The following is a 24,478-nucleotide window of genomic DNA, read 5'->3' as shown; positions in this document are numbered from 1 at the left end:
ATTCTTGTGGACGCGTTGCGGTCCCTGTGGCGGGTGACCTACAAAAAACACCTAAGTTTTATTCCGACATGGTATATTCGAACCAGCAATTCCTGAGGATGTCCGAGAAATGATGTAATTGAGCCGATGACACGTAGTTCTTATGCGGGATACTATGCTATATTCCTTAAACAACCTCCAGTTGAGAACTATGTATGTCACATTACACCTGAGTTACTAAGTCTATATCCACATTTAAAGGATATTGACAAGGTCTTCGGGTACAATACCTAACATAGATTGGAATTAATAAATATTTATTGTGGTGTGATGCTGGAAGCATTGTCCGACTGCGGGAGGAGGCTTTGACCATGCGGGTGGCGTTTTTGTCGGACATTCACGGCAATGTCGGGGCTCTTGATGCGGTGTTGGCGGATGTGCGGAAGCGGGGTGTCGACCGTATCGCGGTGCTGGGGGATATCGCCTATCGCGGCGCGGAGCCCACCCGGGCGGTGGAGAAGGTGCGGGAGTTGGCGGCGGCCGGCGCCGAGGTGATTCAAGGCAATGCCGACCTGTGGACGGTACGGGGCGTGGAGGCCGGCGAGGTGCCGGACCCGTTTTTGGAGATTATGCGCCGGGAGCAGGAGTGGACCGCCGGCCGGCTGACGGCAGACCAAGTGCGATACCTGGAGGAACTTCCGGAGGACATCTTTTGGGATCTCGAAGGGGTGCGGATTCACGCCTTTCACGCCACGCCCACCAATTTGTTCACCGCAGTGTTGCCGGATGCCTCCGCTGAAGTATTAGAGGGGCGGTTGATGGTCAAACCGGCGGTGGACGTCTATGTGTACGGGCATATTCACCTGCCCTATGTGCGCTATCTCTGGGGAAAATGTGTGGTGAACACCGGTAGTGTCGGCCTGCCCTTCGACGGCCTGCCCCAGCCGTCTTACGCCCTGCTCGAGGTGGAGGCCGGGCGGTTTCGGGTGACCCTGGAGCGGGTGCCCTATGACGCGGACCGGGCGGCAGAGCGTTTGCGACAAGTGGATTATCCGAATCTACAAATGATGCGGGTGATTCGGGAGGCGATCAGTCCTTTCGGATGAGGAGTGGGGGCGTATTGTCGGTGAGAACCATGGTTTTGCTCTTTTCGCACAGCCTGATGTCGGAGCAGGAGGAGGAGGCCCGGGAACGATGGAGGGTGGGGCGGTTTGCGGCCCTACCCGCGGAGCTGCAGGAGCGGTGGTCCCAGATTCCCCCGGAGGGGCCTTTTCCTGCGGATTGGCTGGACCCGATCTGGAACTGGATCGAACAGGAGACGGTGCCGGGTGACCTCGTGCTTGTGCACGGCGAACCCGGCGCCATTTTGCTGGCGGTGGCGTGGTGTCGGCGGCACGGGCGGATTCCGCTCTATGCCACCACCCGACGAGAATACACTTCAGTGCCGCGGCCGGACGGCGGGGTAGAAAACCGGCACGTATTTCGGCACGTGCAATTCCGGGAATACCCGAGTTTACCGGATGATGCGGGCATCTTTCCTTCGGATTAAGGGGAGAGGGAGGTGTCCGGCCGATCGCGGCCCGAACCGGCCGAGGGAACCGGCCGGGGACTCAAAATCATCCAGAGTGCGGAAGGTGTACCCTTGGGCCTTCAGGTTGGTCAAGATCCGATCCAGGGACTCGGCCAACCCTTATTCGAGGTCACGGTCTTGGTCAAACGTTCTCGCCACAGAGGTGGGCTCGCCCGAGGATCGGTTGATCCCCGGACGATACCTGGGTAAGATGGAAACGAAAGGGGGGCCGTCGTGAACGACACGATACGTTTGATACAAAACCATCGGTCCGTACGGGAGTATTTGCCCCGCGAGGTATCTGAGGAGATGATCGAGGAGATCGTGCGCAGCGCGCAATCGGCGGCCACTTCCAGCTTCGTTCAGGCTTACACCGTGATCGCCGTTCGAGACCCGAAGATAAAATGGGAACTGGCGGAGTTGTCCGGCAATCGGCACGTCGAGACTTGTTCGGTGGCTCTGGTGTTTTGTGCAGACGTGAGGCGGATGATGGAGGCCGCAGGAGCCGGGGACAGAGGGGGTGAGCTTTCAAACGCCGAACTTTTTATCGTGGCCACCGTGGACACTGCCTTGGCGGCGGAGAATGCCGCCTTGGCCGCTGAATCGATGGGGTTGGGAATCTGTTTTGTCGGGGGGATCCGCAATCAGATCCGCGAGGTCACCCGGCTATTGGAAATCCCGCGCTTCGTTTACCCGGTATTTGCGCTGACGGTGGGCTATCCCGCCGAGCGACCGGAGAAAAAACCACGGCTGCCCCTGGAGGTTGTGCTGCACCGGAATCGCTACGAACCGGACCGGGATGTGCACATCGCCGATTACGATCAGACGGTGAGCGCCTATTACCGCGCTCGGACCGAGGGGAAACGCACCCACGGGTGGAGTGAATACGTGGCCCGGGTTCTCCAGGCGCCCCGCCGGCCCTTTATGCTCGACTACCTTCGGGAACAGGGATTTTTGGAAGATACGCGGGGGGAACCTCGCCAAAGCTGACCCTGCGGCGGCGGACTGCTGATGAGGCAGTCCGCGTCTAGCACAGGGGTGGCCCAGGCCGCTGAGCTGGTGCGTGTTTTCGTTCCGGCTCAGTTGCCGGTTTAACTCCCCGCGGCTTGGTGCCTCCTTTGATTCGTGATGAGACCGGCCGTGAGAACTCCGGCGATGACGAGGATGATGACCATCCAGTACAAGACGGGGTTGTCAAATACTGTTTGCAGCAGCGGTTCGTCGGCGATCATTTTTCCGGCCGTCCAGGCCAAGACCCCGCCGCCCACGTAGATGAGCCACGGGAACCGATCCATGAGCTTGACGATGAGGGTGCTGCCCCACACGACAAGGGGAATACTGATCACGAGGCCCAAGAATACGAGAATCCAGTGACCGTGAGCGGCTCCAGCCACCGCCAGGACGTTGTCTAAGCCCATAGCAGCATCGGCGACGACGATGGTCCGGATGGCTGCCCGAAGACCGACGGCCGCCTCCGCCACGGCCATGGTGCCGGCAACCTTTCCCAAGCCGGATCCAGCCGCGCCATCGTGCTTACTCTGCTGAATGAGCAATTTATAAGAAATCCAGATTAACAGCAGCCCCCCCGCAAGGAGAAGACCGGGGATCTCGAGCAGCCACACCGCGACGAAGGTGGCGAGGATGCGAACGACGATAGCGATCAAAGTACCCCATACAATCGCTTTTTTCTGTAGGTCCTTGGGGAGCGTTCTGGCCGACATTCCGATCACGACGGCGTTGTCGCCGGCCAGCACCAGGTCAATGATAATAATGGCCAAAAGCGCAGAGAAAAATGCCGCTGAAAGAAATTCCAACTCACTCGCCTCCTATCTTGAGATTGTCCTCGTTGGATGAAGAGCATGCGCCGCGACGGATGGCAAAAAAGATTCATGATAGGGTCGCGTTCAACAAAAAAGACCTTTACCGCTTTTCGGTAAAGGTCTCGCTCACAACGTCACCGTTGCCGCAAAGCCGGGGGCCGCAACCCCGTACTGACGACTTTGCCGTTCCGCTACTCCCCTTTGGAGACATATACAGCTTGTGCCTATATTCTACAGTTAATAGAATGAGATCGTCAAGAGGTTTGCCCCAAGAGCCTTTTTCGATGTCCCTTTTTCCCCGAACCTTCAGCACGAATCCCATCGGCGTGGCGAGTTTGGTATGTCCATTATCTGGTTTATCATCCACAGGTTGGATGGTTCAGGCCATGCGAAACCGGGGTCAGGTTCTTGGTTACCTGGCCCAGGAGCTCCACCTTCTACGATCGCGTTCCGTTTAGGACACGCTGCGAACCAAGCTCCTCATGCGTTCTTGCTGCTTCTCCCGCACCCTCCCCAATGCCATCGCCAGCATCACGCACAAAGCCAAACCGCAACGTATCCGCATCTTCGCCAACCCTCGAATGGTGTGCCGTTCAAACCCAAACGAGACGTCCAATCGGCTGTTCACCCGTTCCACCGCCGTCCTGTACCGGTATTCCTTCGCCCATTTGTAGCTCTCCCGGGCAATCGGCGTGAAGATCCGCCGGTCCACTGCGAGCGGCACCCGCACCCCTCCGGCCACGGGGCACTGTTCCCGCCCTTGACACGTGATCCCGTACGCCTTGGCTGGACATACCGTCCCCCGGTCTTTCTCGAACCCACCATTGCTCATCTGTTGCCGGGCCCCTGTCTCTGGACAGTAACAGTACACCGCTCCCCCCTCGTCATACACCACGTTCGTGTGTCCCGGTAATAACCGCGTTTGCTCCCCGTCTTTCCACATCCGCCTCGTGTCGATCACGGGCTTGATCCCATATTCATCCCAGCAGCGACTCAGGAGTTTCGAGTCGTCGTACCCCCGATCCGCCGTCAGGACCTCGGCCTTTTTCAACATCTCCGGATGGCGTTTCTCCATCTCATCCAGCAGGACATGCCCTTCTTTGACGTCCGAGCGCGACCCCTTGGTCACCGTATACGCCACAGGCAATTCATGCTGAGCATCCACCACCAGGTGGAGCTTGTAGCCAAACCACCGGACCACTTTCTCCCATGTACTCCCGTCCTCGCGGGTCCCACGATAGGTTTTTGCCCCGTACTCTGCATCCAGGTCTCGCCGTCCGTCTTCCTTCTTTTCTTTCGGGGGACGGGACGCCCACGAGGCGATCGCCTTGCTGTCCATCGCCAAACGACGCCCGAAATCCGGAAGTTCCTCACTCAGGGCCTTCACCAGCTCGTCGAACATCGATTCGATCCACGACCCGTGCCTCATCAAGCTGCGGAGAAACCGGGTGTAAGCGGCTGCGCTGGGAACTGCGCGCAACCCACAGATCGACCGCAGCTGCCCGTTTCGAGAGAGTTCCCGGCGCAGGCTCTCGATCGACGGGTGCTGAAACACGATTCCTGCCAACATCGAGTTCCACATCGCCCGTACCGGGTAGTCATCTCGTCCATGACCTCTCGATTTCTCCAGATGCGCCATGAGCGCTTCGTCCGGCAGATGTTCCAGAACCAGCCGGAGGCGTTCCAAGTCTCCAAGCGGCTCAATCTCTTCCCAGGAAAACAGTTCGAGTTGTGGTATAATGGCCATAGGGTGAGTCCTCCTTGTTGGATCATTTGTCTAACCACTATTCTAACAAAAGAGGACTCACCTGTCTTATTGGACTGGGGTGAATTTGTCCGAATCTATCCCTCCCCCCATTCAAAACCCCTGTCTTTCCTGGCCCTCTTTGGGGGAAAGTTTTCTGGTCCCTGCTCCTTACCCCTTATCCCTCCTGGCCTTTTCGGCATCGAAAAAGGCTCTCCGGCGTTGCTAAGCTATATCCTCGCCTCTCCACCGACCCGGTCCCTCGTTGTTGGAGGAGCGGGAGGGGTGAATGGCCAAAGGCCAGAGGGGAGGAGCGAAGCGGCTTCCCCTACTCTTTAAGCACTCTCCTTTCCACAATATGTATGTTCGGTAGAGGCTTGAGGACGTATAGGGTCTTCTGGCCGCATCCCTTTCAGATAAATCTCGGCAGGTGTGTGGTATCCCAACGATTGGTGTGGCCGCTCATGATTGTAATGGTGAATGAATGTTCTGATGGACTCCCTCGCCTCCCTGGGGTTGGCGTACTCTTTCGTGTACACCTCTTCGTACTTGAGCGTCCGCCAGAACCGCTCGGTGAAGATGTTATCCACAGCCCTGTTCCGGCCGTCCATGCTGATTTGCACACCCGCCTCTTTCAGCAAAGTCGTGTACTGTGGACTGGTGAAATGACTTCCCTGGTCGCTGTTCCAGATCTCCGGTTTCCCCTGTTCGAGAGCCGATTGAGCCGCGGCTAGGACAAACGGAATGTCCATGGTCTGCTCCAGTCGCCAGCTTACAATGTACCGAGAATGCCAATCAATTACAGCCACTGTCAACATCGGATGTAAAATCCCCAATAGCAGCGGATAGCGATTCCCCAAAATCACCGGCATGATTTCCTCAAAATCATCGGGATGAATTCCCCACCCCTGTGTCGAATTATGGCACCTGCCATCACGTCTTGGGAGGTGCCAGTCATGAGGGAGAGTGAAAAGATGGAAATCAGGAAGCTGTATGAGGAGGGCGTCAGCATCTCGGAACTGGCCAGAAGATACGGCCATGACCGCAAAACCATCCGCAAGGCTGTGAGTGAACCTAGGCAGCAGGAGGAGGGGATGGTGAAGTCGCGTGGCCGGAGGGTGAAAGGCCACAAGCTGGAGCCATACAAGGCCTATGTGGAGCAGCGCATGCGTATCGGCGTCCTCAATGCGGAGCGAATCTTTCGCGAGATCCGGGAGCAGGGATACACCGGCGGCATTACCGTACTGCGCGAGTTCATGCACCCTCTCCGTCCGGTTGTCTCTGCCAAGGCAACCGTGCGGTTTGAAACGGCTCCGGGGGAGCAAGCGCAAATCGACCTGGGCGCATTCCCCTACCTGGACCCGCATGGCCATCGGCGCAAGGTATGGTGCTTTGCCATGGTACTCGCCTACTCCCGCATGCTCTACCTGGAGTTTATCAGAGCGTCGGACCAACTGCATATCCTCCAGGCACTTCGGAACGCGCTGGAGTTCTTCGGCGGGGTTCCAAAGGTCATTCTCAGCGACAACTGCTCCCCGCTGGTTGTGGCCAACGACGGTCATGGACACGTAGACTGGCAGCCGGCGTACATGGACTTCGCCAAGTACTACGGATTCGTGCCCAAGGCCTGTAAGCCCTACCGAAGTCGTACAAAGGGGAAGATTGAACGGCCCATCGGGTATATCCGGTCCAGCTTCTGGCCGGTATCGTTCGTGGACTATGACGACCTGAACCGGCAAGGTGCCATCTGGCGGGATATGGTGGCCAATGTTCGCATCCACGGCACAACGCGGGAGCAGCCGGTGGTGCGGTTTCAGGCAGAGACGCTGCAGCCCCTGCCTAAGAGCCGGTACACGCTGGCGTACGCCGATATGCGCAAGGTCATGAACGATTGCCGCATCTCGTGGAACACGAACATGTACACCGTTCCGTGGCGGTATGTGGGGCACACCGTGCTGGTCAGGGAGTTTGAGTCAGGCAGCCTGCAGATCGAGTACGGCGGGCAGGTCATTGCCGAACACCGCGTGCTCACAGGCAGGCACCAGGTCTCAACCAACCCTGAGCACTTCAAGGGAATCCCGGCTGGGACGTCCCATCCGGATCGAGGCAAGGTGCCAGGGTTGCAAATCGGGCCGGACGTGGAGCAGCGGGAGCTGTCCGTCTATGAGCAGATTGCAATGGGAGGTCAGGTGCAATGAGTGAGGCGTTGGTTCTGGCCAAGGCCGAGGAGCAGCTGCTGGAGCTGGGATTAAAGCGCGCCGCGGCGGTGCTGCCGGCGTGCGTGGAGTGGGCAGCGGGGCACCAGGCGACCTATGCGGAGTTCCTGCACAGACTGCTAGAGGCTGAGCAGGAGGAGCGATACAGCCGTTACATGCATGCCAGACTCCGCATGGCCAACTTCCCGTATCACAAGACCCTTGCAGATTTCGATTTCTCGTTCCAGCCGTCCGTCGATGAGCGACAAATACGAGAACTAGCCAGCTTGACGTTCATCCAGGAGGGCAGCAACGTTATCTTCCTGGGACCACCGGGGGTGGGCAATTATGGGGAGCTGCAGGTTATGGTGAGAAACGGCCATCCCTGCTTACAAAAGCTGAGATGACCGCTTTGTAGACTCAACATAAGATTTGACTGCAACGATCAAATCGGTCGTGCTCCGAGGCTTGTCAGCCAGTCCATGAGTCCGGCGTCTGAGGTCCAGGACCCTGGTTCCACGTCAACTCCCGGTATCCGCGCACAGTGCTGACGCATGAACCGGGAAGCCCTTGGGACGCTTGACTTCAGAGCGCGTCTCAAGAAAATTTGATTGCAAATACGACTGGACAGTTCTGAGCCCATCTGAGATGATAACCTTGGAGATGATGTCGAGAGGTGAGTCTCAGATGGACGTACCCTTTTGGATTGGCGACCGAGAGTTTCGCGAGGCGGACCTGGAATTGATTCGAAACACGGTCCAGCGGTTTTCCCGCTTGAGTCGAGAGGAAATCGCGGCGACCTTGTGTGAGAATCTGCCGTGGAAGTCCCCGAATGGCCGGCTGAAAGTCGAAGCCTGCCACAAGCTGCTTCTAAAACTCGAGCAAAAAGGAGTGGTCACTCTTCCGCCCTTGCGAGCCCAGGGTCCCCGAGGGTGCCGGGAACGAAGAGGGGGGGTGGTACAAACCCAGCTTCAGGCGTGCCTGCGGGATGTCCTTCCGGTCATCGTGGAGCCGGTCCGTCCGGAAGAACGGGCAGACTGGAATGCGACCATGGCGGCGTATCACCCGTTGGGGTACCTTCGTGGGATCGGGGCCCGCATCCAGTACTGGATCCGGGCACAGGGGCCAAACGGACCGGTCATTGTGGGGGCGATGTTGTTTGGGGCTGCGGCGAAGGCCCTGGCTGCACGGGATCAGTGGATCGGATGGACGGCGGAGCAGCGCAGGCGGTATCGCCCACGAATCGTGAACAACAATCGGTTTCTGATTCTGCCGGGTGTACAGATTCCCCATCTGGCCAGTCATGCGCTTGCGTTGGCGGCCCGGCGGATTCGAGCGGATTGGAAGGCGCGCTATGGGTTTGAACCGGTTCTTTTGGAGACGTTTATCGAACCCCAATATCCAGGAACTTGCTACCGAGCGGCCAACTGGATCGAGATCGGGAAGACGGCGGGACGAGGAAGACAGGATCGATTCTTCGAGTATGGAACGTCCGTGAAATCGATCTGGGTCTATCCGCTGGTGCGGGACTGGCGGAAGCGGTTGGTCGAACCCTTTCCACAGCTTGTGGAAGACGAGTGGGGGGAATCGAGATGACGCTTCGGAATCCCGAGTCGATTCACCCCTGGACCCTTCCGAATCGGAAAAGCTCGTATCGAAACAGCGAGGAGGAGCGAGCGGACCGGCAAACGGCCGTGGAAGCCCAGTTGCCGGTTTGGCGAGCGTTGTTGCCGGGCTTGATGGAGAAGTTTTCACGGATTGCCGACCCCCGACGTCCAGGGAGCATTCGGCACAAACTGACTGTGCTTCTGACGTTTGGGCTGTTCATGTTTATCTTTCAGTATGCCTCCCGCAGAAGAGCCAATCGGGAACTGACGCGTCCAACGTTTTGGGAACACTTTCGGGAGATCTTTCCGGAGGTGGAAACCATCCCGCATATGGACACGGTGCAGCGGATCTTGGAACGGATCAATCCGGGGGAGCTCGAGGAGGTGATGACGGCGACGGTGAAGCGCCTTCTGCGGTCGGGACGACTGAAGGCGCTGTTGGTCGAGAAGCAATACGTGATCGCCATAGACGGCACCCAAAAGGCGAGTCGGGGGCAGCCCTGGACCTCGGAGGCTTTGCATCGTCGGCACGGGGAGAACCAGGTCTCGTCCATGGCCTATGCCCTGGAGGCTAGCCTTGTCAGCCCTCAAGGGGTGGTCCTCCCGTTTCTCACGGAGTTTTGCGAGAATGCGGCTGAGCAGCCGGAGTTCGAGAAGCAAGACAGTGAACTGAAGGCCTGCAAACGGCTGCTGACCCGCCTGCGCAAGATGTTTCCCAAATTGCGGATCTTGGTGGTAGCTGACGGGCTGTACCCCAACGGGCCGATGATGGCGCTGTGTCGGGATCTGCATCTGGACTTTATGTTTGTCCTGCCCCAAAGCTGTTTGCCCAGTGTGTGGGAAGAGGTCAAAGGCTTGAGAAAGATCGAACCCAACGAGCGGAGACACCGGTGGGGCAATCGCGAGCAAATCTTTTGGTGGATCAACCAGATCGACTATGATTTCAGGGAGGCTTCCGGGGCGCGCCGTCGGCTTAAGGTGCATGTCGTGGGATGTACAGAGTTTTGGGAAGAGGGGGGGAAGCAGCAGGAGGCGCATTGGGCGTGGGTGTCCGGGCAGCCGCTGACGGCACAAAATGTGGTGAACCGCTGCAATCGTGCGGCACGCCACCGATGGGACATTGAGGAACAGATCCTGACGGAGAAGCACCGGGGATACGAGTATGAGCACCTGTACTCCACCGACTGGACGGCGATGCGAAACTGGCACGTGCTGATGCACCTCGGCCATCTGGTGAACGTCATGGCCTTGCATACCGAAGGGCTGATGAAGAAAGTGCGGGAACTGGGCTTTAGCGGGACGTTGAAGTTTTTGTACGAAAGCTGGACGCAGGGGTGGATAGATCGGGACTGGCTGCTGGCGCGTTGCCAAGGTCCTCCGCGGCTGACGATGGCGTTTTAACAGGAATATCTTGCAACATCGTTCTGCGGGGGAGGGGAGGTGTAACCTGTGGGGATCCAATAATCAACAGAAATAGATTTTCCCGTTATTCAGGGCGATTCTCCTTTACAGGGACACCCTACAGGTAGAAGGGATTCAGAGTCCGGGGCCGCCTCAGCTGCCTCCGAATTTTTTCTACACCGGTTCATGCGTCAGCACTGATCCGCGCAGACTCCAAAGCCCGTCGCTTCATTTCTGCATCGGCTCGAGCATAGATCTCCGTGGTAGTCACATCGCTGTGGCCAAGCAAATCACGAATGTAAATCAAATTGACCCCAGCTTGTAAGAGGTGCATCGCCTTCGAATGCCTTAAGAGATGCGGGCTCACCGTCTCTGGAAATGCCGCAGGCGCTTGCGCTTTGGCCTGTGTGACGTACTTTTGAAGGATATACGCCACTCCCCATCGTGTTAGAGCATGGCGTTGCCGGTTATAAAACAGGGGATGGTCCATAAATTCCGCTCGAAGGAGATGTGTCTCCTTCAGATAAGCAGCCACCAAATCTGCCGTAGCCGTCATCAGTGGTACCGAACGTTTTTTCCTCCCTCGTATGATAGTAGTAGAAGGTCTTCTTCGTTGAATTTCCAGTAGGTCCGGAACTGCTGGAGCAGCGCTGGAGAACTTCCAGAGCCGGCTCTTTTATCCATCCCTATGAGACAGCTGCTCATAGGGGTGGAGGTGGTGGGCTTCCCCATCCACATCTGTTGGTGTAGGTCGGTTGTCGGCGTGTCTTGGTCTGGCCATGTTTGTGGATCATCTGGATGGGGAAGTTCCCATCGCCGTTGGTTATTGAATCCATCGCGTTTGGTCTTGGAGTTGCACAACCGTCACTCCGTTTCTTTGTCATGCCTTTGTTCCTTGATAATTCCATATCTCTCCACCTCCAGTCGGGGGAAGCCCCAACGTGTTTGGTCGGTGGAGATTTCGACAGCCCGGCCTGCCTGTGGGACAATGGGATCAGCAAGTCTTTCTCGGGAGATTTCTTCCCCTCCTTGCGGACCGTTTGGTACTGCTGTGGAAAGCCTGCTACCCAGGATCCACCACCCATGCTCTAACCACTGGTTGCGCCTCCATCCCGGATGGGGTGTAGTGGCCCGCAATTGACATCCGGATGGATGAGTGCTGATGACGAGGCTGAGGTCGGTGGTTCCCACGGGCACCCAGGTCCGGGACTGGCTTGACTCTTCCCCGAACGGAGGTGAATCCGTTGCCGAAACTGCATGTTGGGATCGACGTGAGCTTGAAGGCCCACCATATTCAATTTATGGATGAGGCCGGTCAGAACTTGGCCTCGTTTCAGATCTCCAATGACCCACAGGGAGCCGACACTCTCATTCACAAGGTCTTGGAGATCACAGAGACCAAGCACATGGATCGCGTCGTTGTCGGCATGGAGGCGACAGCCAACCTCGGCTGGCATCTGGCCCATTACCTCAAACAACAACTCGAGGACCATGCACCACACCTCGACGCTCAGATTCACGTCTTAAACGCGCGGAGAGTGGCTCGTTTCAAGAAGGCGTATGACCACCTTCCCAAAAACGACCGCATCGATGCCTGGGTGATTGCGGACCACCTGCGGTTTGGCCGTCTCCCACAAGCCATGACAGACACGATCCGATACGAAGCGCTTCAACGTCTCACCCGGACTCGGTTTCATGTGATGCAGACCATGTCTCGGGACAAGACCTTCTTCCTGAACCAGCTGTTTCTTAAGTTCAGTGGTCTGCGTCAAGACAACCCGTTCTCCGATACTTTCGGTGCCACGTCGCTCGCCGTCATTCAGGAGCTGGAGCCTGAACAAATCGCTGCGATGCCCCTTGAGGATCTTGTGGCGCTCTTGGTCGACAAAAGCAGAAACAAGTTTGACGACCCAAAGCAGATCGCACAGGAACTCCAAAAGGTTGCACGCAGGTCCTTTCGACTGGACAAGGTGATGCAGGATCCCGTCAATCTGTCGCTGTCCGTCACCCTCAGCGTGATCCAGCACATGGACGCTGAGGTGAAGAAACTCGACCGAGCGATTGCCAGGCTGATGAAAGCGATCCCAAATACCCTCGAGTCGGTCAAGGGCATCGGCCCTGTATACGCAGCCGGAATCATAGCCGAAGTCGGCGACATTCGACGTTTCAAGAACCACAACGCCTTAGCCAAGTACGCCGGACTGGTCTGGAATCAGTACCAATCCGGGGAGTACGAAGCCGATGAAACATCCCGAATGCGTACTGGGAACAAGTACCTGCGCTATTATCTGATTCAAGCTGCAGACCAGGTTCGCCGCCATGATTCCGAGTACGCCGAGTTTTACCGCAAGAAGCACGACGAAGCGCTGAAGCACCAACATAAAAGAGCCCTCGTCCTGACTGCAAGAAAACTGGTACGCTTGGTGTTCACACTACTGAGCACCAATCAGCTGTACACACCCCCGGAGAGGAGGAGATAACCACTACCTCCAGACGGACGGATTTTCCAGTTTTGCACCCATGAACATCGCTCGAAAATTCGGCGAACATCATGGGTTTGGTTAAGGTCGCCCTTTAACCTTCGCATTTGTAACTATTTCCCATATCCATTCCCAATTTTCTTCGACCACCCCCTTGACATTTCACCACTGGGCTTTCCCGGTTAGAGTGACAACTGCAGGGGATTCGATCCGTACATCCCGAACCCTCAGATCAACCAGCTCCTGTACTCGCGCACCGGTGTCATAGAGCAAGGCAAGCAATGTTGCGTCTCGCCGTCCTGCAGGGGTAGTACGATCCGGTTGTGCTAATAATGCCTGTACTGCATTCGCTGTCAAATACATCATCTTTGGTTGCCCCGTCTTTTTCCACGGAATTCCCAGTACGCGCTGCGTGGACTCAAGATGTTCCGGCGCCTCATATGAAACCCAACGAAAAAAGGACTTCAATGCAGCAAGTCGTTGGTTCCTCGTAGCGACGGTGCAGTGGCGAACCGTTTCAATCCAGTCGAGAAACGCTTCAATACATGCCCGATCAATCTGGGCAAGTGTAATGTTCTCCGGCACCCACCCACGTTCCGCCTGGCAAAATCGCAGCAAGAGCTTGAATGTGTCTCGGTAAGACTGAATGGTTTGTCGACTCAAGTTACGTTGGGCTGGCAAATGCTGACTCAAGTAGCGGGTTAATAAAAGCGCAAAATCAGTTGGCCTCATCCGCGTTCACCGCCTGTTGGAATTATGGATGCATAACGCCGCTCAACAGCGGCTACAACAGTTGGGTACACTTCAGCCGTGAGACGGAGGTACATCTGCGTGCTTTTGAGGCTCGTATGTCCCATGTAGGCGGAGAGATATGGAAGTGCAACCGTGAGATCAACACCTTCCAAAACCCACTTCCGTAGGCAGTGGACAGCAAACGTATGACGCAGGTCATGAAGGCGGGGACCACGGCCCCGCCCCCCGTGTGAGATGTTAGCCTCCCAGAGAAACCGACGAAAGGCGTCGTAAATGGTGCTTTCGCAGTAGGATTGTCCACTCGGCCCAGGAAACAAGGGGGCTTCCAGAGTCGGCGTAATACCCAGCACTTTCACATATCGCTCCATGCGTTGAACCAGTGCGGGATGGACGGGAATCCGTCGTTCCTTGTCCAGCTTCGCCACCCGGATGTGGAGGGTTCCTGTTTGCAGGTTAACATCGCCACCACGTAAGGCTAACGCTTCTCCGATCCTCAAGCCGCTGCTGTAAAGGAGTCGAAATAGCAAAGGAAATACCACATGACGATAGGGAGAATGACGTTCCGGTGGGCACGTATCGATTGCACGAAACAAGGCTGCCAATTCCGAGCGAGAGAAAATATAAGGTGCGTATCGCAAAGACGTTTGGGCAGCCGTCTGTCGGGGATACACCCAAGCGGGGTATCCACAGCGTTGCATATAGCCCCCTAATACTCGCATACGCGAAATTCGGTGCTGACGATTGGTTTCGGTCTCATGAATTTGTTTGGCAGTCCACTGCTCCACGAGTTCGCGCGGCAGCGATAGACTTTGGTGACCAACGGCCGAACAGAAACGATCAAACCGCGCAAAATCACGGACCTCTTTGTCATAGTGATAGCCAACACTGCGCTTTTCAGCAATTAGAGCCTCGAGAATGGGACCCAGTACGCTCATAAATCCGTCATTCGTCGCCATAAGCGAATACCTCCTCGGGATCTAGAGCACAACGTTCCAGTCCTTCTCGATTCACTGCCAGATACACTTGGGTAGACTGGGTGCTGAGATGGCCCAGGATCTCCGCGATAACGGGAAGAGGTGTCTCACGCTCTAACAACGTGCTGGCGAGTGTGTGTCGAAGGGCATGCATGCCATGATGCCCGGCGGGTACTGAAATACCTGCACGCCGGACATAGCGGGTGATGATATGATGCAAATTTGCATGTGAGCCAAAAGGTTCGAAAGGGGCATAATGGCGCACGAAAAGGACCGGACTCGTTGTCGCGGGCCGGCCATACTTTAAATAGTCGATGATCGCCCAACCGACGTCGTCTAAAAGTGGGTATTCGATTGCGCGCCCTGTTTTTTGTTGCACCCAGGTAATGGTTTTCGACTCCCAATGTAGGGCCGATAGCGTCAACGCCTTGATATCCCCCACCCGCATACCGAGCCGAGCAGCGAGTAACAAAATGGCATAATCACGCTTACCAGTCGGATTCCCCCGATCAACGGCATTGAGAAGTCGCTGCACCGTATCGGCTGGCCACACACTCGGCAGACGTTCATACCGACCTGCACGAACGCGTGGTACGGCACCGCTTAGATCCTGGGCGTGAAAACCGGCATCATGGAGAAACCGTAAAAACGTTCGTAGATTGGTAAGTATGGCCAACACTGTTTTTGGGTTGTAGTTCATCAGGGTAGTGACGTAGCGAGATACATGTCGTGCGGTTAGGGTGTCAGGTGTGACATTTTCAGACGCAAGAAATGCGAGAAACAGACGTATCCGGCCCATCCGAGTCCGTTGACCATACGGAGAGTAGCCACGTCGTTGACATTCGACAGTAAATGCGTCCAAAGCTTTGCCAAAAGCAGGTGGCGCCTCGTATGGGCGATTTTTTGGTCGTCGCCGAACTACGGTGCCGTGAAGTTGTACATCCGTGAGAGAAGCGAGAAAGCGAACTGGGGGACGAAACTTCTTTGGAATCGGTTGCGGCAATTCGGTCCATTGACACCCGTAAGTTGCCTCAAAAAATTTCTGGCCAAATGCTTCCGAGTAATGTTCAACGCCTTGCAATTTCGCATAGTGGAGCACGCGATTGTAGAAGCGGCGGTAGGCGAGCTGCGTATTTTGAGCATACGCCAATCGCTTTAAATCCGCCAAAACTTGTTCCACGAGCTCAGCAATAGTGAGATGCTCCAACATGAAAATGGCCTCCTTCATGAGGGTTTAAGAGCCACAGCTCCATCCCCCATTGTGAGGCGTTATGTAGAGTCATTTCATCACAAGGATACGATTTAACGCCACAAACCTCCCGGTACTTCACATAACCTGCAGCTCCCCATAATGAATAGTGAAATATGCGAAGTCGGTGTAAAAAGTGGCGCTCGTCTGTAGACTGAGCGCCACTTCGCATATTTTGCTTGGACTGAACCGCGGTCGTTAGCTGCTATGGGGAATCAATCTTCGCCATTCCTCGCGAAAGTATGTCCTGCAAGTGGTTTCATGGCAAAACCCTGGAATTGCATGGGCGCAGATACCGTTGTTGTTCCGTCTGTGCGCATACTTTCCCCCTCCCCATTCCACGGGCTGATCATCCACCGCTATGCAGTTTTGAGGATGGGAGCCGCCCGCGTCAGATGACCCACCCCGCAACGGGGACACACTGTGAAATCCTTGCCCGTCAACTGGATAAACAGTTCAACCGCAGACAGTTTGGGAACCGGCATGCAGTTGCTCTTCGTTAACCTGCGGCAAAGGCTCAGCTTCGTCTTTCGGTTTCTGGGACTGAGCAATCCGTAGTGCCGAATTCTCGTAAACCCCTTGGGTAAGACATGCATCAAGAACCTGCGGATGAACTCTTCAGCCGTCAATGTCATCTCTTTTTGCCGATTTCCATCCCGGTAGTCCCGCCACCGGAAGGTGACTTTCCCGTCTTCCGCGCGAAGAATCCGCTGATTGGAAATCGCCACCCGATGCGTGTAGCGTCCGAGATACTCCACCACATGAGCCGGCGTCTTAAACGGCGGCTTGCAATAGACCACCCATTCCTTCTGGTAGAGGGAGGACATCCATTCCCGAAAGCGGTCCCCGTCCCGCAGGGGCTCCAAGGAACCATGGAGTGCAAGCGTTGCACGCTTGAGATGGAACAGAAACTTGCCCCGAAATTTACGCGAGAGCACCTTGATGGGGAGGAAGAACTTCTTGCGGGAGTTCACCCAGCGTCCGTCTGTCGTCAGCCCGCCTCCCGGAACAATACAATGCAGGTGCGGGTGGAGCATGAGGTTCTGCCCCCAGGTATGCAGGACGGCCGTAAAACCGATCTGCGCCCCTAAATAGGTGCGGTCCGCCGCTAACTCCGTTAGGGTTTCCGAAGCGGCCTTGAACAAGAGGTTGTACACCACCTCGGGGTTCTGGTAGGCAACGGGATTCAGCTCCTCCGGAAGGGTGAACACAACATGAAAGTACCCGACCTGCAGCAAGTTCGCCTTCTGGGCTTGGATCCAGCGTTCCTTGGTCAGGGTTTGACATTTGGGACAGTGACGGTTGCGGCAGGAATTGTAGGAGATATGCGTGTATCCGCAATGGTCACACTCATCCACATGTCCTCCCAAGGCGGCGGTGCGGCAGTTCTGGATGGCCCGGACCACTTTCCCCTGTTCGAGGGAGAGCGGGTGCCTCTTTGCGTAGGAGTCAGCATACTGGGCGAAGATGTCTTGGAGTTCAGGCATGGGCACTGATGTTCCCTTTATCCGTGGATGGCGGGCGATCAAGTGGACTAAGCATCCCAGAGGTGACATTTGCCAAGTGCAAATACACCGTCGTGGAACGGATGCTGGCATGTCCGAGCAATTCTTTGATTTGCAGCAGGGAAACTCCATCCTCCAACAAATGGGTCGCAAACGAATGGCGCAAGGAGTGGATCGAGACCTCTTTGGAGATTTGCGCTCGCTTCAGCGCATCGCCAAAGGCACGGGATATGGCCGCTGAGGTGATGTGAGCCAGCGAATACGTGCCCAGGAACTACGGTAGTCCCAGTTGTCAAGACAAAATTTCCGGCGAGCCTTTTTCGATGTCCCTTTTTCCCCGAACCTTCAGCACGAATCCCATCGGCGTGGCGAGTTTGGTATGTCCATTATCTGGTTTATCATCCACAGGTTGGATGGTTCAGGCCATGCGAAACCGGGGTCAGGTTCTTGGTTACCTGGCCCAGGAGCTCCACCTTCTACGATCGCGTTCCGTTTAGGACACGCTGCGAACCAAGCTCCTCATGCGTTCTTGCTGCTTCTCCCGCACCCTCCCCAATGCCATCGCCAGCATCACGCACAAAGCCAAGCCGCAGCGCAACCGCATCTTGGCCAGCCCACGAATGGTATGCCGTTCAAACCCAAACGAGACGTCCAAGCGACTGTTCACCCTCTCCACCGCCGTCCTGTACCGGTATTCCTTCGCCCATTTGTAGCTCTCCCGGGCAATCGGCGTGAAGATCCGCCGGTCCACTGCGAGCGCCACCCGCACCCCTCCGGCCACGGGGCACTGTTCCCGCCCTTGACACGTGATCCCGTACGCCTTGGCTGGACATACTTTTTTCAGCGTCCCCCGGTCTTTCTCGAACCCACCATTGCTCATCTGTTGCCGGGCCCCTGTCTCTGGACAGTAACAGTACACCGCTCCCCCCTCGTCATACACCACGTTCGTGTGTCCCGGTAATAACCGCGTTTGCTCCCCGTCTTTCCACATCCGCCTCGTGTCGATCACGGGCTTGATCCCATATTCATCCCAGCAGCGACTCAGGAGTTTCGAGTCGTCGTACCCCCGATCCGCCGTCAGGACCTCGGCCTTTTTCAACATCTCCGGATGGCGTTTCTCCATCTCATCCAGCAGGACATGCCCTTCTTTGACGTCCGAGCGCGACCCCTTGGTCACCGTATACGCCACCGGCAATTCATGCTGAGCATCCACCACCAGGTGGAGCTTGTAGCCAAACCACCGGACCACTTTCTCCCATGTACTCCCGTCCTCGCGGGTCCCACGATAGGTTTTTACCCCGTATGCTGCATCCAGATCCCGCCGTCCGTCTTCCTTCTTTTCTTTCGAGGGACGGGACGCCCACGAGGCGATTGCCTTACTGTCCATCGCCAAACGACGCCCGAACTCCGGAAGTTCCTCACTCAGGGCCTTCACCAGCTCGTCGAACATCGATTCGATCCACGATCCGTGCTCCATCAAGCTGCGGAGAAATCGGGTGTAAGCGGCTGCGCTGGGAACTGCGCGCAACCCACAGATCGACCGCAGCTGCCCGTTTCGAGAGAGTTCCCGGCGCAGGCTCTCGATCGACGGGTGCTGAAACACGATTCCTGCCAACATCGAGTTCCACATCGCCCGTACCGGGTAGTCATCTCGTCCATGACCTCTCGATTTCTCCAGATGCGCCATGAGCGCTTCGTCCGGCAGATGTTCCAGAACCAGCCGGAGGCGTTCCAAGTCTCCAAGCGGCTCAATCTCTTCCCAGGAAAACAGTTCGAGTTGTGGTATAATGGCCATAGGGTGAGTCCTCCTTGTTGGATCATTTGTCTAACCACTATTCTAACAAAAGAGGACTCACCTGTCTTATTGGACTGGGGTGAATTTGTCCGAATCTATCCCTCCCCCCATTCAAAACCCCTGTCTTTCCTGGCCCTCTTTGGGGGAAAGTTTTCTGGTCCCTGCTCCTTACCCCTTATCCCTCCTGGCCTTTTCGGCATCGAAAAAGGCTCCCCAAAAAGGAGGCGAAAGTTATGACAGATTATATGACTGTTCTCGAAATGTTATCTGCTTTGGAAAGAGGTACGATGACCCGCGAGGCATTGGCCACCCGGGTTCGGGAACGACTGAACGTCCTGGAGCCGAAGGTTCAGGCGTTTTTATATGTGGATCCCGAGGCGGCGGATCGCATTGCGGATCCCCCCGGGTCTGGCCCGCTGTCCGGGATACCTGTGGGCGTGAAAGACATGATCGACGTCGCCGGCATGCCGACGACCGGGGGTTCCCGCGCCTATCACCGGATGCCGGCCGAGGACGCCCCATGCGTGGCCAAACTTCGGAAAGCCGGGGCGGTGATCGTCGGGAAGACCAACACCCAGGAGTTGGCCTACGGAGTTATTACCCCTCCCACCCGCAATCCCCGCAACCTCGACTACATTCCCGGGGGCTCAAGCGGAGGCTCGGCTGCAGCGGTGGCCGCGGGGATGGTTGCGGCAGCTCTGGGGACGGATACCGGCGGTTCCGTTCGCATTCCGGCATCGTGTTGCGGGATCGTCGGCTTTAAGCCGACAAGAGACCGAATTTCCACCCAAGGGGTGATGCCCCTCAGCACCACCTACGACCACGTGGGGCTCCTCACCCACACCGCCTCCGATGCTCGCTACTTATTTCATTTACTGACTGAGCATCCTGGGGATTCCCCGATTCGCGCTGCGGATGGGCGCACTGAACGTCCCAGACCCGGAGGGCGGGCTTCTCACGACCGCGTCCTCGCCGTGCCCTGGGACTACATCCGCGAGAGGACAGATCCGGAAATCGTTCAAATATTCGAAGATGTCCTCGGCGTTTTCCGGCGTTTGGGGTATGGATTTGAAGCCGTGGAGATGGAGCCCTTTGACGAGTGGAAAGCGCTTCAACTTACCGTTCGCCTTCCCGAGGCGTATCTCACCCACCGGGAGGTGCTCGAGGGGCCCCGGCGGGGACTGCTCCAGAGGGATCTCGCTGAACGGTTAGATCCCGGGCGGGACATTTCCGCCCTGGACTATTTGGCGGCCCAAGCGATTCGGAGGGAGAAGATCGCCGATTGGACCCGGAAAATGGAAAGCTACGCCGGGCTCGTGATGCCGACTTTGCCCTGCCCCGTTCCCAAGGTGGGTCAAGAGCAGGTGCGGATCCCGGGCAGTGAAGTACCTGTTTGGGATGCGCTGGTGTCCATGACTGCGCCGTGGAATGTGGTGGGATTTCCCGCCGTGTCGGTGCCCTGCGGGGTGGATAGCCGAGGATTGCCCGTCGGTCTCCAGGTGGTCGGTTCGCCCATGGACGACGACGGATTGCTGGATCTGGCGGCGCAATTCCAAGCCGCCGCCGGGATTCGGCTATGATGAAGTCGGCCCCGCTCGTTTGTCCCATGGCGGAGGATCAAGGCGGGGCCGCCGACCTGCTCAACGGCGGAAGCCGCGAATTCATATGTTTGGCCTTTCGTTGTGATACGCCATGGCCAATCGCCGGGCGGCCTCAACAAGCCTCTCTTCAGGCGCCAAAAGCCCTACCCTGACGTATCCCTCGCCGTGCGGCCCGAACCCCACCCCAGGAGCCACCACGACGTGAAAGGTTTCCAGTACCCGCTCGGCGAATCCTTCGCTGGTCTCGCCCGGGGGGGCCGGGAGCCAGCAGAAAAACGATCCCTCCGGGGGCTGAACCGGATAACCGAGGCGCCGCAACTCTCCACAGAACGCATTGCGCCGATTCTCATAGGTACGGCGCATCGTTTCAACGGGCTCTAACGGCCCCGTCAAGGCCGCAATGCCCGCCCTTTGGACGGCGCCGAACACGCTGCAGTAAAAATGGTCGTGAACCAGTTCCAAGAGCTGGATGACATCGGCCCGGCCCACCGCGAAAGCCAGGCGCCACCCCGCCATGTTGAAGGTCTTGGAGAACGAGTAGAGCTCGATCCCCACGTCTTTGGCTCCGGGAACCTGTAGAAAGCTCGGCGGCACCTTGCCGTCAAAACCGATGGCCCCATAAGCGAAATCCTGAAGGACCACGATCTCGTGCCGCTGGGCAAACCGGACTGTTGCCTCGAAAAAGGCGAGGTCTGCCGCCGCTCCGGTGGGGTTGTTGGGGTAGTTCAAAAACATCAACTTGGCCCGGTCGGCCACGTCGGAAGGTATTTCGGCAAAATCAGGAAGGAATCGGCGTTCCGCCCGAAGGGGCATCGGTACCATCTCTGCGCCGGCCCAGGCGATCCCCGATAAGTAATCCGGATAACCCGGATCCGGGACCAGGCAGACATCTCCTGGGTTGAGCAAAGCCGGGCTGATCTCCACCAACCCGGTTTTGCCCCCCGGAAGGATGGCCACCTCGCGCTCGGGATCCAGATCGACGCCGTAGCGGTCTGCATACCACTTGGCAGCCGCCCGTTTCAATTCCGGGAGCCCGCGAAACGGCGGATAGCGATGTGTGGCGGGATCTTCTGCCGCCTGCTGCAACGCCTCGACGATATGGCTCGGCGTTGGCAGGTCGGGGTTGCCCTGGCCCAGATTAATGACATCAAACCCTTGTTCCATGTGACGTGCCGCTGCGGCGGTGAGGCGTGCGAAAAATTGTTTGGGTAACCGCGAGATGCGGTCTGCCGGGTGAAGGATCCCCACGTGACTCCATCCTTTCCGTTCGACTCGCTAAATTTCATCTTAGCACAAACCCTCTCTTCTGTTCGCGGAAGTCGCAGATTTTGTATACTAAAGGAAGGAAAGGACCTGACGGGCGAGATTTCGTGGAGCCCGGGATCCGAGAGAAACTTCGAAGGGGGAGAGCCATTGCAAGAGGGGGCGATGGAACAGGGAAGTACTCCGGGCCTGTCCCGGGGACTTTTGAGCCGGCATATCGTGATGATGTCCCTCGGCGGCGTGATTGGCGCCGGGATGTTTCTCGGCAGCGGTTCGACGATCCATTTGGCCGGGCCGGCGGTGGTGGTGGACTATCTCGTGGGCGGCATTCTGCTCTTGTTCGTCCTTTTTGCCTTGGCGGAGATGTCCATTCATAAACCGGTGGCCGGTTCCTTTTTGGTCTATGTCAGGCAGTATGTCGGGCCCATGTTCGGTTATCTGGCCGGTTGGTTGTATTGGTTTTGTTGGGTTTTGGTGTTGGCGGCGGAATGTACCGCCGGAGCGACCTTTTTACACTTTTGGCTTCAGGGGGTCCCCCTGTGGGTCCTCAGCCTCATCATCTCCCTGGCGTTGACGATTGTGAATTTGTTTCAGGTGCGCGCCTACGGGGAATTTGAGTTTTGGTTTGCGGGGATCAAAATTGTCACCATCATTCTTTTTTCCCTGCTCGGGTTTTTGCTTCTCGTCGGTGCGGTTCCAGGGCATCCGGCCATCGGGTTCGGAAACCTTACCGCCCATGGAGGATTTTTCCCCACCGGCTTCAGCGGTTTGGCCGGCGCGCTCCTGGTGGTGATGTTTTCTTATGGTGGCAGTGAGATGATCGGGCTAACGGCGGCGGAGACTCGAGACCCCGGCCGGACCATTCCCCGGGCGATGGTCGGAGTGGTGTGGCGGACGGTGCTATTTTACGTGTTGCCGCTTCTGGTGATCGTAGCCCTGGTGCCTTGGACCACGGTGGGGACCGGGGAAAGTCCCTTTGTGATGGTCTTTCGGCAGGTGGGAGTGCCCTTCGTCGACCACGTGATGAATTTTGTCGTGTTGACGGCGGTGCTCTCCAGCATGAACTCCGGTATGTACGCCGTGTCCCGGATGTTGTATTCTCTCGGACAGCAAGGGTATGCCCCCGGCTGGTTGATGAAGCTCAGCGGTCGCCGGGTGCCCATTCGGGCTTTGCTCGCCAGTACCATTTTTCTGTGGATCGGGGTGGGGATTGCGTACAAATGGCCCGATCAGGTGTTTAACTACTTGATGTCTATTCCTGGGTTTTCTTTCCTGTTCGTCTGGATGTTGATTCTCGTGGCCCACGTGGGATTTCGCCGTCGGGTGCCCCAGGAGGAATTGGGAAAATTGCCGTTTCACGCCTGGGGGTATCCGGTGAGTACCGGCCTCGGGATTCTGATGTTGGCGGTCATTATCGGCTTGATCGTGATGAGCGCCGAACAGCGCTTGGGGATTTGGACAAGTCTCGGGGCGATGGCCGTGATGCTCGTTGGATATGGGTTTGTCCGGCGCGAGTCTCGTAGAGAAGTGAGGCCTTGAAATTGGCATACGATGGAACGGTCAGGGAGTTGGGTCGGACGGGACGCGTTCCGGTGGATGAGGGTTCTTATACCGGAACGCCCCGAGCCGGCCGGGTGAAGGGTTTTGTTATGGTGTTGGCCGCGGCCGTGTTTTGGGGGTTGTCGGGGACGGCCGCCCAGGTGTTGTTTCAAGGGGAGGGGTTTCGCCCGGAGTGGCTCGTGACCGTGCGAATGGGGCTGTCCGGGATGATCTTGGTGCTGGGGACGGCGGTGTTTGCGGGGCCCCGGGCGGCCTTGGGGCCTCTCGTGCATCCCGTGGACGCGCTGAGGTTAACGCTGTTTGGGATCTTCGGGATGCTGGGGGTGCAGTATTCGTATTTTGCTTCGGTGGCCGAGGGCAATGCCGCTACGGCCACGCTGCTCCAGTATCTGGCCCCGGCGATGATCGTCCTTTACGCGGCGGCGAGGTCGCGGCGAATGCCCGGCCTTCGGCAAATCGCCGCGGTCGGTCTGGCATTGGCGGGGACGTTTTTGCTGGTGACCGGTGGGCAGATCCAGGCGCTAACTGTGCCCTGGACGAGTGTGGTGTGGGGGCTGGCCTCCGCCGTGACGTTGGCTTTTTATACGGTGTACCCCGGACGGTTGTTGCGCCGCTACGGGGCGCCGGCCACGGTGGGGTGGGCGATGGTGGTGGGGGCGGCGGTGCCGGCCCTGGGCGGGGCGCTTCAGCCCGGGCCGGCGGTGCCCGGGGAGACGTGGTGGATCGCCTGGGGCCTCACCGCCTTTGTTGTGTTCTTTGGCACATTGGTGTCGTTTCTGTTTTATCTCACCAGTCTGCGTTTTCTAACCCCGGCTGAGACCAGCCTTTTGGCCAGTGCCGAGCCAGTTTCGGCGGTGGTGTCGGCGGCGCTGTTTCTCCACGTGAACCTGGGCATGACCGGGGCGGCGGGGGCCGCGTGCATCCTCGCTGCGGTGGTGCTGCTGGCCCGACCCAAATGACCTTTGGTTGCTCGGTGACGAAG

At 57.4% G+C, this 24,478-nt stretch carries 21 protein-coding genes and 1 pseudogene; 11 read left to right on the top strand and 11 right to left on the bottom strand.

Going from position 1 to position 24,478, the window contains the following annotated elements:
- Nucleotides 1–350 precede the first annotated feature (350 nt).
- From BTUS_RS13830 to nfsA, 3 genes are all read left to right on the top strand, one after another.
- The gene (locus BTUS_RS13830; RefSeq protein ID WP_013076689.1) at nucleotides 351–1,085 is read left to right on the top strand and encodes a metallophosphoesterase family protein; all 735 of its coding nucleotides are present in this window, start codon (nucleotides 351–353) and stop codon (nucleotides 1,083–1,085) included.
- Between the two features lie 29 nt (nucleotides 1,086–1,114).
- Nucleotides 1,115–1,528, top strand: a complete 414-nt coding sequence (gene csx20 / locus BTUS_RS13825; protein ID WP_245543421.1) for a CRISPR-associated protein Csx20 — start codon at nucleotides 1,115–1,117, stop codon at nucleotides 1,526–1,528.
- A gap of 255 nt (nucleotides 1,529–1,783) precedes the next feature.
- Nucleotides 1,784–2,539: an oxygen-insensitive NADPH nitroreductase gene (gene nfsA / locus BTUS_RS13815; RefSeq protein ID WP_013076687.1), complete on the top strand. Its 756-nt coding sequence runs from the start codon at nucleotides 1,784–1,786 to the stop codon at nucleotides 2,537–2,539.
- A gap of 101 nt (nucleotides 2,540–2,640) precedes the next feature.
- Here the strand turns inward: nfsA and BTUS_RS13810 are convergent, their stop codons facing one another.
- The 3 genes and pseudogenes from BTUS_RS13810 to BTUS_RS13800 form a co-directional block, all read right to left on the bottom strand.
- Entirely contained in the window at nucleotides 2,641–3,363 is a 723-nt protein-coding gene (locus tag BTUS_RS13810; protein ID WP_013076686.1) for a TerC family protein, read from the bottom strand.
- A gap of 460 nt (nucleotides 3,364–3,823) precedes the next feature.
- The gene (locus BTUS_RS13805) at nucleotides 3,824–5,116 is read right to left on the bottom strand and encodes a transposase (RefSeq protein ID WP_013076685.1); all 1,293 of its coding nucleotides are present in this window, start codon (nucleotides 5,114–5,116) and stop codon (nucleotides 3,824–3,826) included.
- 413 nt (nucleotides 5,117–5,529) lie between these two features.
- Nucleotides 5,530–5,931 (bottom strand): annotated as a pseudogene (locus tag BTUS_RS13800) (transposase); the annotation flags it as partial.
- Nucleotides 5,932–6,069: 138 nt separating this feature from the next.
- On the opposite strand from BTUS_RS13800, the gene istA reads away from it, so the two are divergent.
- From istA to BTUS_RS13780, 4 genes are all read left to right on the top strand, one after another.
- Nucleotides 6,070–7,311, top strand: a complete 1,242-nt coding sequence (gene istA / locus BTUS_RS13795; RefSeq protein ID WP_013076683.1) for an IS21 family transposase — start codon at nucleotides 6,070–6,072, stop codon at nucleotides 7,309–7,311.
- A complete protein-coding gene (locus tag BTUS_RS13790; RefSeq protein WP_013076682.1) occupies nucleotides 7,308–7,715 on the top strand; it encodes an ATP-binding protein in 408 nt (135 codons plus the stop codon). Before istA ends, BTUS_RS13790 begins: the two co-directional genes overlap by 4 nt.
- Before the next feature lie 280 nt (nucleotides 7,716–7,995).
- Nucleotides 7,996–8,904, top strand: coding sequence for a Druantia anti-phage system protein DruA (locus tag BTUS_RS13785; RefSeq protein ID WP_013076681.1), 909 nt, complete (start codon nucleotides 7,996–7,998; stop codon nucleotides 8,902–8,904).
- Nucleotides 8,901–10,316 (top strand): transposase family protein, encoded by a 1,416-nt coding sequence (locus BTUS_RS13780; protein WP_013076680.1) that lies wholly within the window; start codon nucleotides 8,901–8,903, stop codon nucleotides 10,314–10,316. The genes BTUS_RS13785 and BTUS_RS13780 overlap by 4 nt, the downstream gene beginning before the upstream one ends.
- 184 nt (nucleotides 10,317–10,500) lie before the next feature.
- Here the strand turns inward: BTUS_RS13780 and BTUS_RS19330 are convergent, their stop codons facing one another.
- A complete protein-coding gene (locus BTUS_RS19330; RefSeq protein ID WP_407635233.1) occupies nucleotides 10,501–10,935 on the bottom strand; it encodes a tyrosine-type recombinase/integrase in 435 nt (144 codons plus the stop codon).
- Between the two features lie 625 nt (nucleotides 10,936–11,560).
- Here BTUS_RS19330 and BTUS_RS13770 point away from each other — a divergent pair.
- Nucleotides 11,561–12,796 carry an IS110 family RNA-guided transposase gene (locus BTUS_RS13770; protein WP_013076653.1) on the top strand — a complete coding sequence of 412 codons (1,236 nt, stop codon included), beginning with the start codon at nucleotides 11,561–11,563 and terminating at the stop codon, nucleotides 12,794–12,796.
- A 162-nt stretch (nucleotides 12,797–12,958) separates the two neighbouring features.
- Here BTUS_RS13770 and BTUS_RS13765 read toward each other — a convergent pair whose 3' ends face one another.
- The 6 genes from BTUS_RS13765 to BTUS_RS13745 form a co-directional block, all read right to left on the bottom strand.
- Nucleotides 12,959–13,528, bottom strand: a complete 570-nt coding sequence (locus tag BTUS_RS13765) for a tyrosine-type recombinase/integrase (protein WP_052300645.1) — start codon at nucleotides 13,526–13,528, stop codon at nucleotides 12,959–12,961.
- The gene (locus tag BTUS_RS13760) at nucleotides 13,525–14,505 is read right to left on the bottom strand and encodes a tyrosine-type recombinase/integrase (RefSeq protein ID WP_013076679.1); all 981 of its coding nucleotides are present in this window, start codon (nucleotides 14,503–14,505) and stop codon (nucleotides 13,525–13,527) included. Before BTUS_RS13760 ends, BTUS_RS13765 begins: the two co-directional genes overlap by 4 nt.
- Entirely contained in the window at nucleotides 14,492–15,733 is a 1,242-nt protein-coding gene (locus BTUS_RS13755; protein ID WP_013076678.1) for a site-specific integrase, read from the bottom strand. Before BTUS_RS13755 ends, BTUS_RS13760 begins: the two co-directional genes overlap by 14 nt.
- Nucleotides 15,734–16,131: 398 nt before the next feature.
- Complete coding sequence (locus tag BTUS_RS13750) at nucleotides 16,132–17,259, bottom strand: IS91 family transposase (protein WP_013075663.1); 1,128 nt, start codon at nucleotides 17,257–17,259, stop codon at nucleotides 16,132–16,134.
- Nucleotides 17,252–17,524 carry a tyrosine-type recombinase/integrase gene (locus BTUS_RS17665; RefSeq protein WP_280990942.1) on the bottom strand — a complete coding sequence of 91 codons (273 nt, stop codon included), beginning with the start codon at nucleotides 17,522–17,524 and terminating at the stop codon, nucleotides 17,252–17,254. Before BTUS_RS17665 ends, BTUS_RS13750 begins: the two co-directional genes overlap by 8 nt.
- 246 nt (nucleotides 17,525–17,770) lie before the next feature.
- Nucleotides 17,771–19,072, bottom strand: coding sequence for a transposase (locus BTUS_RS13745; protein ID WP_013076677.1), 1,302 nt, complete (start codon nucleotides 19,070–19,072; stop codon nucleotides 17,771–17,773).
- Nucleotides 19,073–19,305: 233 nt separating this feature from the next.
- Here BTUS_RS13745 and BTUS_RS13740 point away from each other — a divergent pair, with 233 nt between their 5' ends.
- Nucleotides 19,306–20,652, top strand: a complete 1,347-nt coding sequence (locus tag BTUS_RS13740) for an amidase (protein WP_013076676.1) — start codon at nucleotides 19,306–19,308, stop codon at nucleotides 20,650–20,652.
- 81 nt (nucleotides 20,653–20,733) lie between these two features.
- Here the strand turns inward: BTUS_RS13740 and BTUS_RS13735 are convergent, their stop codons facing one another.
- Entirely contained in the window at nucleotides 20,734–21,921 is a 1,188-nt protein-coding gene (locus BTUS_RS13735; RefSeq protein ID WP_013076675.1) for a pyridoxal phosphate-dependent aminotransferase, read from the bottom strand.
- Between the two features lie 165 nt (nucleotides 21,922–22,086).
- Between BTUS_RS13735 and BTUS_RS13730 the strand changes: the two genes are divergently transcribed.
- Together BTUS_RS13730 and BTUS_RS13725 are read left to right on the top strand one after the other, a co-directional pair.
- The gene (locus BTUS_RS13730) at nucleotides 22,087–23,475 is read left to right on the top strand and encodes an amino acid permease (RefSeq protein WP_052300644.1); all 1,389 of its coding nucleotides are present in this window, start codon (nucleotides 22,087–22,089) and stop codon (nucleotides 23,473–23,475) included.
- Nucleotides 23,472–24,455, top strand: coding sequence for a DMT family transporter (locus tag BTUS_RS13725; RefSeq protein WP_245543318.1), 984 nt, complete (start codon nucleotides 23,472–23,474; stop codon nucleotides 24,453–24,455). Before BTUS_RS13730 ends, BTUS_RS13725 begins: the two co-directional genes overlap by 4 nt.
- The last annotated feature ends 23 nt before the right edge of the window (nucleotides 24,456–24,478 follow it).

It is taken from the genome of Kyrpidia tusciae DSM 2912 (genome assembly GCF_000092905.1).
Lineage (GTDB): Bacteria > Bacillota > Bacilli > Kyrpidiales > Kyrpidiaceae > Kyrpidia > Kyrpidia tusciae.
The sequence above is the reverse complement of the archived record's forward strand: the minus strand, read 5'-3'. Positions and strand labels throughout refer to the sequence as shown.